We start from the raw sequence: 15,912 nt of genomic DNA on the forward strand, positions 1-15,912 counted from the left end.
CTCCTGTCGTACGCGGCCGGGTGAGTGGGTGGATCTGCGGCTGAGCGGGTTGGAGCGTGCAGATTTAACCTCCTATTGTGCGCCTGAGCGGTCCGTGGACGCACAATAGGCGGTTAAATCCGGGGGCGAGGGCGACTATCCGCGCCGACGGATGGCCCACCCCGCAACCCCGGCAGCCACCACAGCGGCGACGCCGACACCTACCCAGATCGCGGTTGGGCCCGGAAGAAACCCGTTGTCTGCCTCGGCGCGTTCAGCGGCGGTGACCACGTGTGGCTCCCCGAACCTGGCGACGGTGGCCGGGCGGGTCTCGATGCGGGAAGCACCCACAGTCGGATCGACATGCCTCCCTCGGCTTTCATCGGCCATTCACTTGCCGACTCACGCCGCAGATCTACAGATCCAACCCTGGCGCCGACGCGAGGTCGACGAGTGAGTCGACGTCGATTCCGCCACCGAAGCCGAACTGCACGAACGTGTTCGACGGCCGGAGCACCCTCAACCGCTCGGATGGTTGATCGCCACTCGCGAACTCGTCGGTCCAACCGGTGACGACGGTGCCGTCGGGCGGGGTTGTTCCGCTCACGCCAGGACTGTCCGACACCTCGGCGTCGCGCCACTCGGTGTTCTCCTCGACCGAGATTTCGACGGTCAACTCGGTTGTACCGGCGGGTGTTTCCACGTTCACTCTGTTGCAGGCACTTCCACTGCCGTACGACCCTGGGACCAGGTCTCCTATGGGCCGGTCGGTGCGCGCATCAGGGAAGGAGATGGCCCACTGGTCCGCCAGTGCTGCGCCGAGGCGTTCGACCACATCCTTCGAAAGCGGAGGCACTGGGTTCTCCCGCGACGACCGGCAGTCGTGACGCGGCGGTGGCGTTCCATCGGGGACTTGTGCACTCACACGCAATTCGGGGTTCGAGACGATATCGCGGAGTTCGTCGACCTCCAGCGGAAGCGCCGAATCTTGTCCTTCGCTGGTCGTTCTCGCACTGACGAGAGTGTCCGCGAAGTACGCGATCGCTGTCCGGTGATGTGTCGACACCCCGTCGTATTCGGAGACCGCATCCAGCGTATCGACGACGGTGCCGTCGGGAAGCGTCGTTCGTTCGTCGACCCGCCCTTCGGTACACGGCGGTACCTCACCGTCCCACGCCTCGGCCGACACCCTCGGCGAAGCATCGGTACCGCCGCGACCGACGACGCCGGAGGCCGTACTGTCGCCGCCGATGTCCTCGACCGTGATTCCGTTCCCGATCGTGGCGTCTTTCGGGTAGATGTCCATCGGCTGGAACACCAAGGACTCCGAAGGGGCAGCGAACTCCAATTCCACATCGGTGGGCAATGATTCGATCAACGCTTCCGACATCGCCGACGCCTTCGCTGCCGTCAGCCAGGGGTAATCGGGGTTGTCGTATGTACCCCTGTAGGAGCCGATAGTGAAGGAGAACCCCTCCCCGGCGGGAAAGACCACCTCGCAGCCAGGTATGGCCTCGACGTCGGGCTGCGGATGGTTGGTCACACCGGCAACCACCATTCCGACGGTCACGACCGCCGCCACGACCGCGACGTCGATCCACACCCCACCGCGTCGCATCTTGGTTCGCACCAGAGGAGCCTATCGGTCAGCTGCGGTACTCCCACTGCAAGTGCCCCTCGACGATCTCGTGACGCCACCCGCCGGCGAAGGGCGCTCCCGTCTCGAGGCTTTCGGCGAGGTCCGCGAGCAACGCGCTGATGGAGATCCACTGTGGCCCTTCGTCATCGGAATCCACTTTGTCGAAAATGGTCACACAGCCGTACAGCTCGCCCGGGCGTGTGTCGACGAACAGGAAGTTTCCGTCCAGTCCTGCGATCGGAATGAACTCGTCGAGGAAAGTCCACGCAGCTTTGCCTGCGGTGCCTTCGATCACCCGCGTCGGATCGTTCTGCGCGTCGCCGCTCTGCCATATGTCGGTCATCAGTGCCCGCTCGTCGAGCATCGCGTCGAGACCGAACAGCTCGTGCTGGGGGAACAGCGCCATCCACGGCTCACGAGGAAGCCCGTCGACGCATCGGAACAATTCGACGAGCTCGCTGGGCCACTCGACGCCGGTCTGCTGCGCGACCTCGGCAATGCGTTCGTCATCGGCGCCAGTAATGATGAAGTTCGGAATCGTCCTGCGAAACCACGCGGCGATTCGATCCCACTGCTGCCTCACATCCGACGACGGCGTCGAGTAGCGCACAGGCGGGCGCGCTGCGCGGGTGGCAGTAGCCGCTGCACGCTCTACTGCGGCGTGCCGTTCACCTTCGATCGCGTCGAGAACGAACTGCGTCAGGTCTGCCTTCGATGCCGCCGGGTCTCCGAAACCCCTGACCCAGGCAAACTCGGACCCCAATGCCACGAAGATGGGTGACAGCGGCCCGGCTTCGGCGGTCTCCCGATGCAGAAGGTCGAGGCCCGTATCGATGATCACGCGCAATGCATCGGCGCGCGTCGCCTCGCGCCCAATAATTGCAACGGACCGACCCGGTGTCGAGGTGGGGCACGCGACTTCCCATCGCACGGCATCGTCGGAATCGGTCGGCGTTTCCTCCGGTGCCACTATGCGGCGGGGGCGCCCTTGTTCGTCCAGCATCATCGCAGGAGTGAGCTCGAAGAGATGCTGTTCCAACCCGGTGTCTTCGCGGAAGCGTCGAAACACTCGATAGGTGACCTTGGAGGGCAGGATGATCTGCGCGAGGTCGACGAACTCCTCGTGCACCACCCCGTCGGGTGTCTCGACCCGCAACGGTGCCACCGCGTCGAATGTCCCCGACGCTTCGAGGGTCCACCCCTTCGGCACGTGGTCGGTGGGCGGACGGTAGGCCATATCGATGGTCACGGCGACCTGTCCGGGGCTCGACGCACTCACCGACACACCTCTGGGCGACGCCGACACCACCGACACCGGGCTCGGAACGGCGCGCACCCTCTCGCCCGTCGACACCAGCGTGTACCAACCTTCGGGGACCGCGATGTTCGCCGTGTTCACGATGTCCGAACCTACTTGCCAGCGGACCGACTCGCGGGTGGGGGCGGCTGTCCGCGCCACTGGGAGGTTGGCTCGGCGCACTACAACCCTGACCTCTTCTGATGCCCATGTCCGATTTATGTCGGTATCGTGGATTCATGGGCAGCAGCACCATCGACGACGGCTCGCACCAAGGTGGCGGCCGCCGACGTTGGCGTGCGGGCGACGGCATGACGGCCATCGGCGTGGTGTTGGGAATTCTGCTGCTCGTGGGCTTGCTGGTGCGATTCTGGGTGCTGATTCTCGCGGTCGTGATCATCGCTATCGCGGTGTGGCTGATTCACGACAGCAGGGTGCAGCGGCAGGTCCGCCGCGATCTGGAAGAGCAGCGGCGAGCCGATCTCCGATCACGCGCCGACGCCGAACATCAGGCCTTCCTGCGTGGCGAGCGCCGCGGGCTGTACGGGCAGTACGAACCGCCGGAGGTATGAGGGATCGACGCGTTGGTCGGGGGTTCGGCTCACTGCGGCCAGACGAAGATGACGAGCACCAACCACGGTTCGCTCGAGAGGCGACCACTCACTACGCACGCTAAAGTCCTGGGCATGTCACGAACGCTTCGTCGGTGGAAAACCCGCGCGCTGGCTGTTGCTGCGGCCGCTTGCCTTGCGGCAGGCTCCGGCCTCATCGTCGGCCCATCGGCCGTTGCGGCGCCCGGATCCGGATACGGCTTCGCCGCGGGCGGGACACTGCTCACGTTGCCGCAGGGTGAGTTGGACCGCGAGCTCGAAGCAGCCGCAGGCCTTGGCGCCCAGTGGCTACGCGTCGAGGTCAGTTGGCGAAACGTAGAACCGCAGCTCGGTGTCTTCGATTGGTCCAACGTCGACCGCGTGATCGACTCCGCGAACCGCCACGGTTTGCAGGTACTCGGACTCGTCAGTTACGCACCCTCGTGGGCTCAAGTACCCGGACCGTGGACGTTGACGCCGGGTGGTCGCCCGGCGGACCCGCAGGCATTCGGCAACTTCGCAGGTCGAGCGGCTGCTCGCTACGCGTCGACGGTCACCCACTGGGAAGTGTGGAACGAGCCGAATCTCCCCTTGTTCTTCTCACCCTTGCCTGACGTCGACGCCTACGCCGCAATCTTGCAGGCGTCGTACGGCGCGATCCATGCGGCGGTTCCCGGAGCGACCGTGATCAGTGGCGGGGTTGCAATCGGAAACAACACCGGCGTCACGGTAGCGCCGGAGACATTCGTCGAAGAACTGTACAAGCGTGGGGCGGCTGGCTACACCGACGCAATCGCAGTGCACCCCTACACATTCCCGTACACCCCGTACGATGACCAGCTCGGAAACTGGGACGATGTCGCGGCCGTGCGAGATGTCATGGTGCGCAATGGTGATGCTGGAAAGAAGATGTGGATCACCGAGTTCGGTGCGCCGACAGGGGTCGCACCTGATGCGGTGAGCGACGTTCATCAAGCCCGCATTCTCGCCGACGGAATCTCGGCGTCGGAGGGGCTCGACTTCACTGGCCCGGTCTTCCTCTATTCGATCCGAGACAACGGTCCCAACCTCGGTGATCGCGAGCAGAATTTCGGTGTGTTGAGAGGTGACTTTTCCGAGAAGCCGGCCGCGGACGCACTGCGCAACGCGAACTAGTACGCGACCACCTCCGTGCCGGTGGTGGGTGACCAGATGATCCGGCCGTTTTCGAAGTCGATTGCGCGACTAGCGGTTCCGTTGTAAGCGTATTCGTCGGTCGTCGGGAAACCGAGGTTTTCCGTATGCGCGGCAAGGATTGCTCCGTAGACAGCGTGAGTTCCTGTCGACGACTGACTGAAAATGCGGAAACCTCCAGGAATATCGAAGTCCTGGCGCCCGTTGACGAAGGGCCCCACCGGAACGTACTGCCAGTAGCGTGCAAGTCTGCCAACTTCTGGTGGCGAATTGAACCACCCGTTGTTGGTCAAGAATCGCGTGCCGTTCTCATGTTCCTGGCCGAAGCCGGCGGTGAGGGCGTACACGGGCAGTACCGGAGGCCCGAGCGCAGGGTCGGCGTTGGCGCTGAAAACCGAGCCCTCCTCCCGCTGAGGCATACCCATGCTCTGCAGTGCCTGGACGCCCCAGATCGCTGTTTTCGGAGTGTAGTCGGTGCGAACAACACCGAAGGTGTCCTCGGTGTGGTTGCTATCGGAGTTCGCATCGCGCACGGTATAGATGTAGAACGGCCCAGCGTAAGAGACTTCCGTCCACTCCCTCAGTGAGGCCATCAGCAGGTCCGACTGGGCTTGTTCCGACAACACCGACGTTGGTGCTCCGTATTCGGTGATCCAGATCTTCTTGTCGCCCTCGTTATTTGCTTTCATCATTTCGTGCATCTGCAGCATTTGGCGCATTGGTGAGTTGTCGTACAGCGCCCCAAAAGAGAACGGGTGCTCGAACTCGTACGGATGGAAGGACAAAGCGTCGAAATGCCCTTTCAGTCCGGCGGCGTACATTTGGCCGAGAAAGTTGATGGCATGTACTGTTCCGTCTCCATCGAACGTGGGCCCGAGCGCACCGGCGACGACTGTCGCGTTGGGATTCGCTCCCTTGATCGCTATGTAGGCTGCGCGCACCATCTGGGTATAGAAGGCAGCGTCCGGATCGGGCGAGAAGAACATACGACCGTTCGGCTCGTTCCAGATCTCGAACGACGAGATTCGACCGCTGTAGCGAGCCGCGGCGCTGGCCGCGAACGTTGCGTACAAGTCGGCAGTTCTTGGCCGAGCAGTAGGCAGTGGGTTGGACCCGTAGGCGGCCCACGGGGGGCATGACAGAAGGATTGCGAGAATCTGTAGGTTTCGGGCTCGAGCCGCGTCGACGATATAGTCCGTCATCGCCCAGTCGTAGGTCGATTGGGTGGGTTGCACGAAATACCACATGATGTCGATGCGAACGACAGTCCCTCCGGAGGCGAGAATGGCGTCGAGGGTCGCATCGATGTCGGCCTGAGTGCCGAAGAGCACGTTCGATCCGAGTGAGAAGCCCACAGGGAAGGTGTATCCAGCAGCGAGTTCGACCTCGGTCTCGGCGAGGCGCTCACGCTGATCGAAGCTGGCACCAGCGACCGCGAGCGCGCCGAGTCCGGCTACGGCAGCGGCAGCTCCGATGAATTGGCGACGGGAGGAAACGTGCATTGGTAATTCCTCTTGTTCTCTAGATCAGTGAAAGCCCTAGAAAAGCTATCAAACTACCAATTCGACCTTTTGCAAAATCGAAAGATAAGCGGAGAGATTCGTAGAATTCTTGGCGCGCGTTTCCAGTTGATTGCTTTGCATTCTTGGCTGATTGAATGGCCAATGGATACCTGCGAGCCGGTTGTTTACTACGGAAAGCTACGCCGATCAGCTGAGTGCATCGATGCACTCAGTGGTCGGTTTTATCTGCGGACAATTTCAGCCGGAAAGCCCGGGGACCACGCGATTCGACCGTATTCGAAGTCGACAACCGTCCGACCGGTCACGGGGTCCGTGTGCTCGCCTGTAACGGGGAAACCGACGGTCGAATCCCATGCCTCGAGGATCGCCCCAGCGACAACGTGCGTTCCGACGTCGGGTCGGCTGAAGACGCGGAGGCCACCTTCGGATCGCAGCTCTTGCATACCGTTTGCGAACAATCCATACGGTACGCGTTGAACAGCTCGTGCTGCCGCCGCAACCGCAGGCGGGGAGGTCGTGAACTCGCTTTGGCTGACGAATCGCGAGCCGTGCTCGAATTCCTGCCCCAAACCGTCGCCTATCCGGTACACCGGACTTACCGCGGAACCCAGATTCGGATCGGCATTCAACTGGAAGTACTCTGCTTCCGGTCTCAAGGGAATCCTCGCGGACATCAGCGCCGTCAATGCAGGCAGTGCCGGTTTGGGGCTGAAATCGCTGTGCACTACTCCGAAATTGTCTTCCGGGTCGCTCGACCCGGTATCGCCGTCGCGAACGGTATAGACGAAGAAGGGGCCGTGAAAGGCGACTTCCTGCCACTGTTGGACCGACTCGGTGATGAGTTCAGCGGCCCGCTGCTCATCGACAGCACTTGTCGGGGAGCCGTATTCGGTGATCCAGATCGGCACGGCGCCGTCGCCCCTGCTCGTCATCAACGCGTGCATCGTGATCATCTGACGCATGGGCGAATTCTCGAACAGAGTTCCATTCGCGAGCGGAGAGATGTAGTCGTACGGATGATACGAGAGCGCATCGAAGTGCCCCTGCGCACCGGCGTCGTACATCGCTTCGAGGAACTCGACCGGTGCGATGTTGATGTCGGATGTATCGGTGGCGCCCAAAGCGCCGGCGACGACGAAGGCCTCTGGGTCTGCCGCCTTGATCGCCCGGTACGCAGCAATCAGCATTGCCGTGTACAGAGCCGGGTCCGGTAGCGGCTCGAAGAAAAGTTTGCCGTTGGGTTCATTCCAGATCTCGTACTGGGTGATGGTGCCGCGGTAGCGGTCGGCGACCACGCCGGCGAAGGTCCCGTACCGCTGCGCGGACCGAGGGTGTGCCGTGTGCTTGTCGACGGCCCCCGCCCACTGGGGTGTATTGGTGATGGTTGCGAGAATCCTCAGACCGCGTGCGGCGGCGTGCTCCAGGATCCGATCCATTGGGCGCCAGTCGAAATCGCCATCGAACGGTTCGGTGAACGTCCAGGAGACATCGACGCGTACCGAATCGACACCGGCGGACGCCGCGATATCGAATACGCGGGTGACGTCGGCATCCTCGGCCCACAGGATGGAAGAGCCGAGCGAGAATCCCACCACAAGAGTTGGCGTCGCGAAGCCGTCCGGCTCTTCCATGTCGGTCTCACCAGTTCGGGTGGCGCAAGCTGTGACGACGAGACCCGTCGCCGCAGCGCCGATGAATGCCCGACGGGACAGCCGTGTGTGTAGCGAACTCAGTGCCGTTCACCACCGATGCCGTCACGCACGGTCATGCGCGCCAATTCATGGCGGGCTTCTCGACGAAGTGGAACGTTGCGCTCGCGAGTACGAGTGTGATGAGCGAGACGGCTACAAGGCCCCATACGAGTCCGATGGGGGAATTCTGAACAGGTAGATGAAACCGCTCGGCCAAGATCATGACCGGGTAGTGCCAGAGGTACATCGACAGCGAGATGGTGCCGACGTATCGCAGTGGACGCCAGTCGGTGGCGACCGCGATCCAGGAGCGTTCACCTCGGGCCAGCGGGGCGATGATCAACAGGATGAGTGATGCCGCGGCGACCGAGAAGATCGTCGGTAGAAACCGCGGGTTGAGGACGAAAGCCGCGAGGCTTGCGAACGTGAACCCGAACATCGACGCGGCGAGCAACCACTGTATGCGGGCAGTGGACCAGGTCGCTGCCGCGCCGCGACCGAGGGCGACGAAGACTACCGCGGCGACCATCCCGATGGCGAAGTTGTCGGCCAGAGCGAGGAAGCTACGTGAGAGCACCGCTATCCAGTTGGGCCCCCAATACGCCTCGAGCGGTGAGTATTCGGGGTGTGCAGCTTGAAGCAGGCTCACAATGTAGTTGGTGACAACACCGATCACGAGCAGGACAGCAGGCCCGATCAGCGCCAGACGGTAAGCCGACAACTGTATACGTCCACGTAGGGCAAACGTTGCGAACCCGATGACCGGGAGCACGAGGTAGAAGCCCCATTCTGTGGTGAGTGACCACGCCGGGTTCAAACCTGTTTGCAGCGTCGAGGGAAAGAGTGACTGCGTCAGAGTGAACTGGGCCAGCAGGTTGAGCGGGTTGGTGATCATGCCGGTTCCTTCGTCGCCATCGGCCCATCCGACGGTGACAGGGCTGACGAGATACGACGCCTGCAGAACGAAGTTGCTGATTACGAAGATGAACAGGTAGCCAGGGAAGACTCGCCTCACCCTGCTGACGAAGTATTTCGCCGTGTCGGGCGCCGAAGATCCGGATTCGAGTCTCTTGATGAACGGCAGGTACAGCAGGAATCCGGACAAGACGAAGAAGAAGGTCAGTGCTTGTCCGAGAAAATCGAGGCGGGTCGCGTTGAGAATGCCCGGTGTGTAGTGCACCGCCACGTGCACGAGAATGACGCAGAGGCAGGCGAGGCCGCGTGGTCCCTCGAGTCCGGCCAGCCACATACGTTTCGCGCCCGGCGGTGTCGTGTCCCGTGGTGTCGCATCGTTGGCAGGGGGCGCCGCAACGGTGGGTTCGGTACGCCGGCGCCTAGCCATGAGCGACCTGTTCGGTTCGCACGAGCGTTTCATCCCGTTCGGGCACTATTCGATCCGCTGCGACGAAAACCAACAGCACGACGAATACCATCGTGACCGGGGCATGTGTGACGACGGGGAAGTCCAACTGCAGTGCGACGATGGCGAATCCGACAAAGGCCGCTCCCGTGACGCCCGATTCCCACGGGGACCTTCGTGCATTGCGGTGTGCGACAACGGCACCCGCGACGAGTACGAGCAGGAACGCGATGCCGACCAGAATTCCGCCGCGGTAGATCGACACGAGGGGCGAGTTGGCGACGTAGTTGGCGTTGTACCCGGCCACTTCGTCGGTGAACTCCGCGATACCCCAGCCTTTACCGAAGAGCCAGTGTCCGCTCATTGCCGCTGGGTAGTCGGCGAGAGCGGCGGCGCGATCGGTGGTGCCCTTGTCGTCCGATCCGAACGAGTTCAAGATCCGATCTCCCACGGCAGGGACGGTCAATGCGCCGGCGGCGAGCGCGATACCACCGGCGAGAATGCCGAAGCGGGCGTCGGTGCGAAGCCGCTGAAACGCGAGGTACACGAGAACTGCGACGACGACCGAGAACAATGCACTGCGGCTCAAGGTCACCACGAGCGCGCCACCGAGTACTGCGGAGAACATCAGGCGCGGCCAGCCGCGCAGCAGCGCCAGGGCAAGCGCCAGGCCGACGAAGGTGAAGATGCCGGCGACGTTGGGGTCGACGTACGTGCCGGTCAAACGAACCACCTGCGTCAGACCGTCCGAGTAGAACCGTAGATGAGTCCCTATGGTTCCCACCGTTCCGTACCCGATCGGAGACAGGTAGTTCATCCATGCGCCGGACTTGTCGAGGAAGAACATAGCGAGAGCGAATGCTGCGCCCAATCCGACGCCGTAGACGAATACCCGACCGAAGCGCTGTAGATCCGAGCGAGGAAGTCGCATGAGTGGGAAAACCACGGAGGTTGCCAGCAGCCACTTGACGAACTCTGTGTAGTCCGAGAACCCCACGGCCGTCGCGATTACGGACAGCAGCGAGGTGCCTATGAGTGCGTACAGGGCGAGTTCGATGGGGTCCGTTCTACCCAACTCGACGGGATGGAGCAGGGTCGATACCCAGATCATCAGAACGAGGATCAGCACGATCGGCAGAGGTAGACCCGGAACCACCGCGAACGGGGCGGCGCCGAGCACGAAAGCAAGCGCGAGAAAAGGCCATTGCGGCGAACAGATGGCGACTGCCAACGCACCCAGGCCACCGATCACCAGGACACCCAAGAACATCAGCGGCGGCTTCCCGCTGCCGAGAGCAATGCCGATGATCAATGGCAGTACGAGCACCAATAGCGCCGGCGTCAGAATCCGTGTCATGAGGCAGCCAGCCACTCGGCTACCGAGGTGTGGGGTTTGCGGTCGAACCACCTCGAGGAATTCGTTTGGAACAGCGCGTCTCCGATTGCCGTGGCTTTGTCTCGATCGAGCAGTAGTTCGCGGCACGCCGAGACGATTTCGGCCCTTTCGGGCAGTCCGGATACCCCCAGCACTGCTTCGAGCGAACCCACCGCAGCAGGTGTACCGACGACGGGCAGGCCGCGACTGGCAGCGTCGAGGATCTTCACGCGTACGCCCCCGCCGGTCATGATGGGTGCCACCAGGGCTCGGCAACTGTCGAGGAAGGCGTCGAGGTCGTCGACGAACCCGAGATCGCGCACGCCGTCGGGTAGGTCGCGTTGTTTCGCGGATGTATCCGGGCTCCCGACTATGCACAGCTCTGCACCGTCGATCCCGCGCGCGATATCGGGCCACCACTGGAGCAGTATCTCGAAAGCCTCCTGATTGGGCGGCCATTGGCGATCTCCGAGGAAGACCAGTCGGCGCGAGGATCCAGCTACGTCCACCTGCTTCTTCGGCGGGAGCGTGAGGTCGAGCCAGTGTGCGCGGGAAATTCCTGCGTTGCGGTAGAACTCGGCCTCCTCCTCGTCGTAGGTCCCGACGGTGTATGCGCCACGCGCCACCCGCAGTTCGTCCCGCAGGATCCGCCTCGAATCGAGCTTGCCGACGATTCCGCGGGTGGCTCCCCACACCAGTGTCTCGGACACGACGGTGTTGACGGCGAGTGGAACCGTACCGGCCTTGTCGGAGCGCAGGAACGGTTCGCCGAGGTACGTGTGATCTGCGACGAAGACATCGGACTCGGATTCGTTGATCGCGTCGACGAGTCCGTCGAGATCGAATCGGGTGTGCACCAGGGACCGGCGAGCCTTGACACTACGGAGTGCGAGTCCGGCGAGGTCGACCTCGCGCTTGGCTACGCGTCGGTGACCGTCCTTGGTCGATTCCGGTGTGGCGGACAGGCAGATGACACGAACATCGAACGACGAGCGGGCCATGTCCATCACAAGCTTTGCCATGGTCAGGTCACCGGTAGATTCGTGGCTTGGGTCCTTCGCCAGGAGAAACGTTGCTTTCTTCACTGTAGTGCCTCCTTTCGAGCGGACTTGCGAGGGCGACGGACCGGGCCGTAGATCGCGTGTCGGTAGAAGAGAACCATTGCGAATTCGCAATAGACACAGGCAATGGCGGCTCCGTACCCACCGAACTTGTATGCCAGTAGAATCACCGAGATCACTTTGACCACTGCGATTGCCGCGGTGGCCTTTACCCGCAGAGCGTCGCGGTGTTGAAGCGAAAGAATGACGGTGTAGACGTACGTGATCGAGCGGGCAAAGACGAACAACGCGAGAATCAGAGCAACGTAGCCGACGTCGTCGGCGCCGCCCCACACGAGGATGCCGACGCCGACCAGTGCCATCACCGCCGCCGTCGTCGATGCCACCCGAAGTATGTGCTTGGCGGGAGGTGCGGAATCGAGGTGCCCGTCCGCGACGCGCAGCGTGTTGACGAAGGTATTGGCGTAGTTCTGGCCGATCGAGGCGATGGCGAGCGCGGTGACGCTGGCGACCGAATAGTACCCGGCCACATCGTTTCCGGCGACAGCGCCGATGATCAAGACGTCACCCGACGCATAGGCCGCTGCGGCGAAGGCCTCGGCGGACAGCAGCAGGAATTCGCGTCGCGGACCGGGGAACTGGGGAGTGCGTCCGGGAACGTACCGCAGGGTGCTAGCCCAGATGGCGAGGTACGGGAGCAGATACAGGCTGCTCGAGACGAACAGGCTGGGAGACTCGGCGATGTACAGGTAGGAGCCGCCCAGCCCGATCGCGACGAGCTGGCGGATGGCGTCGAAACGCATGGTGATGTCCGGTCGGCTCGCACGCAGGTACTGAGATTTGAAGGTGTTGAACAGCAGTTCGCCCGCCGCGACGATCAGGGCGAAACCGGCTATGTACCAGTGTAGGTAGACGACTACACCGACGGCGCCGACGAGTGTCCCGAACAGCACTCGGGCGCAACGCTCGCGCTGGTAGTCCTCCTCGGAAATGCGCATCGACCGGATGTAGAACGCATTGTCCAGCGGAGCGTTGAGCAGTGCAGCACCGGCGAATCCCATTGCGTAGATGCCGTACTGATCGATGCCGAGGGAGTGAATCATCGCGGCGGTCCACACGAGCCCGAACACGCGGCCGCCGTAGCTCCAGAAGGATGCCAGTCCGGCTCGCACGAAGTTGTTCTCGGGCAGATACTTCATGGCTCTACAGCTTCGCCCATGCCGATACGAACGGCAGCACACACTTGTCGATGGTCCGTGCGCTGCGCAACTCGCGGACCTCGTCCTCGATCTTGTTCTGGGCGAACTCGTCTCGTAGCACGGTGTTGGCCTCGGTGGCGATGGCGTCGATACCTCCGTCGACGCCGATGGCGCCGCCCTCGGTCGCCATCTCCGCGAGCGAGCCGTCGAGAATGCAGATGATCGGTGTGTTGTAGGCGAAGGATCGGCTGACCGCACTCGATGCCGCGAACGCCTTGCCGTACGGGTTGTCTTTCGAGTAAGGGACTACGAGGAACCGAATGGAGCCGAAGAAGGCGTCCTCCTCCTCGTCGTTGACCTCGCCGAGAACTGTCACGCCGTCGATTGGGTCGAGTGACTCGGTGCCTCGCCCAGCGACGACGATGCCGATATCGTCGTCGAGTTGCTCGCGCAGCCGACCGATCAGGTCGAAGCCCTTGCCCTTGTAGACGTGACCGAACATGCCGACCGCACGTGGACGATCGATCAGCGCGGGCAACTCGTCCCTCGGCGGCACGAAGATGCGCGAGGCGATGGCCGTGGAGTCTTTCATCTTGATCTGCACGTTGTCGGCGCCGACGGTGGTGAGGGCAAAGAGGGTGCGACCCTTGGTGACTCGGCGCTGCAACCACGTCGTCAACGGCCGGGTGGGATAGTGCACAGCGTGGTGCAGGAGTCGGTACCGGTAGAGAAGCTTGGTCTTGAACGGCCACCACACCGGGTACGGAGCGTCGTGGATAGTGGAGGTCACGGGGATTCGGGCGGGCAGCCATGATCCCCAGAACGTCGCTTGCGAGCCGGCGCTCTGCTCGAAGTGGACGAGAATCGGCCCCTTCTTTTCGAGTTCGAGAACGACGCGGCGGATCTCACGGACGGCTGCGACTACCTCCGCCACCGATTCGTTCCCGTCGGCGGTAATGCGGTAGTCGGTCACTGATTCGAACTGAGGCGACACTGCTGCCACGAAGTCGTCGGCGTAGTCGCCCACGCCGCTCCTGCCCGCTGCAGGCGCAATGTAGATGAGATGTGTTCCGGAAAGATCCATGGTGGTTTCTACCGTTCAGTACAGCATCGGCCGGAAGATGGGGTGATAGTCGAGCGTCGAAACTCGTTGTCCCACAACTTTCGCAGGAATGCCGGCGACGATGCCCATGTCGTCCACTGAATCCCTCACCAAGGAGCACGCCCCGACGACGGCTCCGGCACCGATGGTCAACCCCTGCAACACTGTCGACCGACTCGCGATCCACGCATGGTGACCGATGTGAATGGGGGCGAGCTTGATGGCGAAATCATCGCTGTGTACAAGGTGGTGGCCGGAGATGATCTGTACATCGCTGGCGAGTACGACGTCGTCGTCGATGGTCAGGCCGCCGCGGCTGTCGAGTACACAATCGAAGCCGATGGAACAGTTGTTGCCGATGACCAGTCTATTCAGACCCAGCACCGTGGTGCCCATCATGATCGAGCTGTCGGTTCCGATGGTAGCCCCGAAGGCGCGCAGGAATCGCTGGCGGACCCAGTGTGACGGAACGTGGGTGATGGCCCAGTTGAACAGTCGCTCGCCGAACTGCAGTCGGCGGTTGGTGGTGTACCCGTCGATCATCGAAGAATCTTCCTCTCCATCAGCTTGACGTCGTGCTCGACCATGGCGGCCACGACGTCATGGAAGCGTTTGGTCGGTGACCATCCGAGCTCGCGGTTCGCCTTGGACGCGTCGCCGATCATTTCCGCGGAATCCGCAGGACGGTGCAAGGATTCGGCACTGGTGACGAGCTCGTCCCAGTCTTCGATGCCCGCCGCGCGGAACGCCGCATCGACGAAGTCGCGGACCGAGTGCGCCTCCCCGGTGGCGACAACGTAGTCGTCAGCGACAGGGTGCTCAGCCATGCGATATGCGGCGTCGACGTAATCAGGTGCCCAGCCCCAATCGCGGCGGGCATCCATATTGCCAAGCTCCAGACTTCGCTGACGTCCGGTGGCGATGGCGGCGACACCGGCGGTGATCTTTCGGGTGACGAATCGCTCCGGGCGGAGCGGGGACTCGTGGTTGTAGAAGATGGCGTTGCTCGCGTGCATACCGCGTGAGCGGTAGACCTGCACCATATGGTGACTGAATGCCTTTGTGGCTCCGTATGGAGACAGTGGGCTCACCGGGGTCTGCTCGTTCTGCGGTGACATGCCGGACCCGGCGAAGATCTCGGCGCTGGATGCGTTCACCAACACCCGCTTCGTGCCTGTCTTTTCTTGCAGCTCGTGCAGAGCGCCCAAGATCGCCACCACGGAAATGCCGTTGACGGCAGCAGTTTCGAGCGGCTCTTGCCACGAGTATCCCACCGAGGAGATGCCCGCAAAGTGGTACACGTAGTCCGGTTCGAGCGCAAAAACGGTGTCTTTGCATGCAGATGCATCGGACAATTCGACGGTGCGGAGCTCGAGCCCGTCGATGGCCGCGATGGACGCATTGTGATGTGAGCCCGGTTGTATTGTTCCGGTGACCTGGTAACCATCGTCGACGAGTCGACGGGCGAGGTACGTGCCGTCTTGGCCGCCGACGCCGGTGATCAGCACCCGCGCAGTCATACGCCGGCTCGATGGGCCACGTCACCGGCTCCATTTCCCGCTGCTAGCTTGGATTGTTCGTCGACGTCGTTGCGGACCATCATCTGTACCAGCTCCGGGAATTCGACCTTGGGCTTCCATCCGAGTACGTCGCGGGCCTTGGTGGCATCACCGATCAGCAGATCTACCTCGGCCGGCCGCATGAATGCAGGATCGATGTAGACGTAGTCGGTCCAGTCATCGATCCCTACCTCGGCGAACGCGATGTCGAGAAGTTCGCGGATCGAATGCGTCTCGCCGGTGGAAATCACGTAGTCGTCGGCGACCTCCTGCTGCATCATCAGCCACATCGCTTCGACGTAGTCGCCGGCGAATCCCCAGTCGCGTTTGGCGTCGAGGTTGCCCAAAGCGATCTTGTCCTGCA

Annotated in this window: 15 protein-coding genes; 2 read left to right on the forward strand and 13 right to left on the reverse strand. The window is 62.5% G+C overall.

Going from position 1 to position 15,912, the window contains the following annotated elements:
- Positions 1-135: 135 nt before the first annotated feature.
- The 3 genes from J1M86_RS25850 to J1M86_RS25860 form a co-directional block, all read right to left on the reverse strand.
- On the reverse strand, positions 136-330 hold the full coding sequence (locus J1M86_RS25850) for a hypothetical protein (RefSeq protein WP_206511913.1): 195 nt from the start codon (positions 328-330) through the stop codon (positions 136-138).
- 64 nt (positions 331-394) lie between these two features.
- Positions 395-1,609, reverse strand: coding sequence for a hypothetical protein (locus J1M86_RS25855; RefSeq protein WP_206511914.1), 1,215 nt, complete (start codon positions 1,607-1,609; stop codon positions 395-397).
- A gap of 16 nt (positions 1,610-1,625) precedes the next feature.
- A complete protein-coding gene (locus tag J1M86_RS25860) occupies positions 1,626-3,017 on the reverse strand; it encodes an SMI1/KNR4 family protein (protein ID WP_206511915.1) in 1,392 nt (463 codons plus the stop codon).
- 137 nt (positions 3,018-3,154) lie between these two features.
- On the opposite strand from J1M86_RS25860, the gene J1M86_RS25865 reads away from it, so the two are divergent.
- Complete coding sequence (locus tag J1M86_RS25865; protein ID WP_206511916.1) at positions 3,155-3,487, forward strand: hypothetical protein; 333 nt, start codon at positions 3,155-3,157, stop codon at positions 3,485-3,487.
- A 114-nt stretch (positions 3,488-3,601) separates the two neighbouring features.
- Positions 3,602-4,660, forward strand: coding sequence for a beta-galactosidase (locus tag J1M86_RS25870; RefSeq protein WP_206511917.1), 1,059 nt, complete (start codon positions 3,602-3,604; stop codon positions 4,658-4,660).
- On the opposite strand, the gene J1M86_RS25875 is transcribed toward J1M86_RS25870, so the two are convergent.
- The 10 genes from J1M86_RS25875 to J1M86_RS25920 form a co-directional block, all read right to left on the reverse strand.
- Positions 4,657-6,180 carry a cellulase family glycosylhydrolase gene (locus J1M86_RS25875; RefSeq protein WP_206511918.1) on the reverse strand — a complete coding sequence of 508 codons (1,524 nt, stop codon included), beginning with the start codon at positions 6,178-6,180 and terminating at the stop codon, positions 4,657-4,659. The genes J1M86_RS25870 and J1M86_RS25875 overlap by 4 nt on opposite strands.
- A 242-nt stretch (positions 6,181-6,422) precedes the next feature.
- Entirely contained in the window at positions 6,423-7,832 is a 1,410-nt protein-coding gene (locus tag J1M86_RS25880) for a cellulase family glycosylhydrolase (RefSeq protein WP_206511919.1), read from the reverse strand.
- 133 nt (positions 7,833-7,965) lie between these two features.
- Positions 7,966-9,234 carry an acyltransferase gene (locus J1M86_RS25885; RefSeq protein WP_206511920.1) on the reverse strand — a complete coding sequence of 423 codons (1,269 nt, stop codon included), beginning with the start codon at positions 9,232-9,234 and terminating at the stop codon, positions 7,966-7,968.
- A complete protein-coding gene (locus J1M86_RS25890) occupies positions 9,227-10,609 on the reverse strand; it encodes an O-antigen ligase domain-containing protein (RefSeq protein WP_206511921.1) in 1,383 nt (460 codons plus the stop codon). Before J1M86_RS25890 ends, J1M86_RS25885 begins: the two co-directional genes overlap by 8 nt.
- The gene (locus J1M86_RS25895; protein WP_206511922.1) at positions 10,606-11,712 is read right to left on the reverse strand and encodes a glycosyltransferase; all 1,107 of its coding nucleotides are present in this window, start codon (positions 11,710-11,712) and stop codon (positions 10,606-10,608) included. The genes J1M86_RS25890 and J1M86_RS25895 overlap by 4 nt, the downstream gene beginning before the upstream one ends.
- Positions 11,709-12,887 (reverse strand): lipopolysaccharide biosynthesis protein, encoded by a 1,179-nt coding sequence (locus J1M86_RS25900; protein WP_206511923.1) that lies wholly within the window; start codon positions 12,885-12,887, stop codon positions 11,709-11,711. Before J1M86_RS25900 ends, J1M86_RS25895 begins: the two co-directional genes overlap by 4 nt.
- A 4-nt stretch (positions 12,888-12,891) precedes the next feature.
- Positions 12,892-13,971 (reverse strand): glycosyltransferase family 1 protein, encoded by a 1,080-nt coding sequence (locus tag J1M86_RS25905; protein WP_206511924.1) that lies wholly within the window; start codon positions 13,969-13,971, stop codon positions 12,892-12,894.
- Positions 13,972-13,986: 15 nt separating this feature from the next.
- Positions 13,987-14,532 (reverse strand): DapH/DapD/GlmU-related protein, encoded by a 546-nt coding sequence (locus J1M86_RS25910; RefSeq protein WP_206511925.1) that lies wholly within the window; start codon positions 14,530-14,532, stop codon positions 13,987-13,989.
- Entirely contained in the window at positions 14,529-15,509 is a 981-nt protein-coding gene (locus tag J1M86_RS25915) for a GDP-mannose 4,6-dehydratase (RefSeq protein WP_206511926.1), read from the reverse strand. Before J1M86_RS25915 ends, J1M86_RS25910 begins: the two co-directional genes overlap by 4 nt.
- On the reverse strand, positions 15,506-15,912 hold a 407-nt coding region (locus tag J1M86_RS25920), incomplete at its 5' end, for a GDP-mannose 4,6-dehydratase (protein WP_206511927.1). The genes J1M86_RS25915 and J1M86_RS25920, both read right to left, overlap by 4 nt.

Origin of the sequence: Rhodococcus sp. KRD197 (genome assembly GCF_017168235.1) — a bacterium.
Lineage (GTDB): Bacteria > Actinomycetota > Actinomycetes > Mycobacteriales > Mycobacteriaceae > Rhodococcoides.